This window comes from Desulfosporosinus hippei DSM 8344, assembly GCF_900100785.1.
In the GTDB taxonomy this organism is placed as follows: domain Bacteria; phylum Bacillota; class Desulfitobacteriia; order Desulfitobacteriales; family Desulfitobacteriaceae; genus Desulfosporosinus; species Desulfosporosinus hippei.
In genome coordinates this window covers 1-1,769 of the sequence record NZ_FNCP01000065.1, presented here as the reverse complement: position 1 = coordinate 1,769, position 1,769 = coordinate 1, and the positions used below count along the sequence as shown (strand labels likewise).

2 protein-coding genes are annotated in these 1,769 nt (G+C 36.6%); both read left to right on the top strand.

What is annotated here, in order from left to right:
• Positions 1-93: 93 nt before the first annotated feature.
• Entirely contained in the window at positions 94-957 is an 864-nt protein-coding gene (locus BLS16_RS23005) for an ISL3 family transposase (protein WP_242876415.1), read from the top strand.
• Positions 958-1,159: 202 nt separating this feature from the next.
• Positions 1,160-1,726: a transposase gene (locus BLS16_RS23000; RefSeq protein ID WP_207649794.1), complete on the top strand. Its 567-nt coding sequence runs from the start codon at positions 1,160-1,162 to the stop codon at positions 1,724-1,726.
• Positions 1,727-1,769: the final 43 nt, after the last annotated feature.

Here is a 1,769-nt window from a genome sequence, read left to right as displayed (position 1 = left end):
AGAGGTTCTTCCTTAATTTTGAGTACGGTCTATATAGGACTGTGTAATTATGGTATAATTAATGTAAAATAATACCGTAGGGGTACACTCAAATTGAACGATACCGATGCATTGTTTCTAAGCAGTTTTTATCCTAAAGAAGTCAAAATCACTCAAGTTTTGGAAAACAGCAATGGAATTATTATCTTTATTAAATCTTTAACTCATAGTCATGTATGCCCAAAATGCGGACAAACAACAAAGTCTTACCACAGTACATATAGACGAAGGATTCAAGATTTACCGATTCTGGGTAAATCCGTATACCTCAATGTTTCAGCGTATCGATATAATTGCGAAAATAAATCCTGTGAGCAAAAAGTTTTTTCTGAAGAGCTTAGTGGTTTTACGGGTAAATACCGTCGAATGACTTCTCGCTTAGAAGACTTTATCATTACTCTTGCCCTCAATACGAGCTGTGAAGGAACCGCCCGTATATGCAAGCAGATGAATATTAAGATAAGCGGCGATACTGTCATTAAAATCCTATTACGCAATGCCGCATTGCTTGATCCAAAATGCGGTGAGTTTATAGGTGTGGATGATTGGGCCTATAAAAAGGGGCATACTTACGGAACAATAATATGCGATGGGGTTTCTCACAAACCGGTGGCTCTTTTAGATGGTCGGGATGGAAGTGCCTTAAAAGATTGGTTAAAGAAAAACCAACATGTTAAAATTATTACCAGAGATCGTGCCAGTAGTTATGCTAAAGCTATCATGGAAGCGCTTCCTGAGGTCATGCAGATTGCCGATAGATTTCATTTGCATCAAAACCTTTTCAAGGCAATTAAGGAGGCACTTGGACGAGAAGTTCCGGCTAAAATTATAATTTCTACAGGTGACTCTTCTCCTGATACATCGGACCTACCGACGGAACATTCTGATTCAAAAAAAAACGGAGTTAACCGATCGTGAGAAAAGACGGAAAGAAACGATTATTCAGATTCAGACCTATTTGGCCCAAGGTTATTCAAGCAAATCTATATGCGATATGTTGAAAACAACCTATAGGCAAATCAGAAAGTTTTCAAAGGGTGATCCCGATATTTTATGTCGTGACAATAAATCCCCAAGATCGTTACATTCATCAGAGCTTGATCAATACAAGCCCATCATATTGGAACAGCTATCTTCAAAGGTATCTATTAAATGTATCTACGAATTGCTTGTTAAGTTAGGGCATACCGGAAAAACAACTAACTTCTATGATTATTGCAAGAAACTCATAGAGAAAAATGGTATTGATCATCAGACAAACTCTAATATTGTGGGTGTCAAGCGAAATAAAGCTAAACCACCAGATCGTTATATTGAAAGAGGCAAAGTGTTAAACTACCTTTGGTCAAATATTAAAATCTCAACGCTAGATATTAATTTCCTCTTGGAGAAGTATCCTTTGCTGAAGGAAATCCAAGACTGCATTTCTGACTTCAGAGAAATCTATGTCCACAAAAGTATCATCCTCTTAGAAAAATTTATAGACAAGTATGTTAAGAGTAAAATTAAGAACCTAAAATCGTTTGCCAATGGGTTTTTAAGAGATTTTGAAGCTATAAAGAATTCAGTCATAAGCGAGTATAGTAATGGTTTTATCGAGGGGAATAACAATCGACTGAAAATGATTAAACGCACCATGTATGGAAGGGCGAGTTTGAATCTGCTTAGGGCTAAAATAATTTACTAGCTTTTTATTTCACCCCTTCATACTCAAATATGCGGAAGAACCT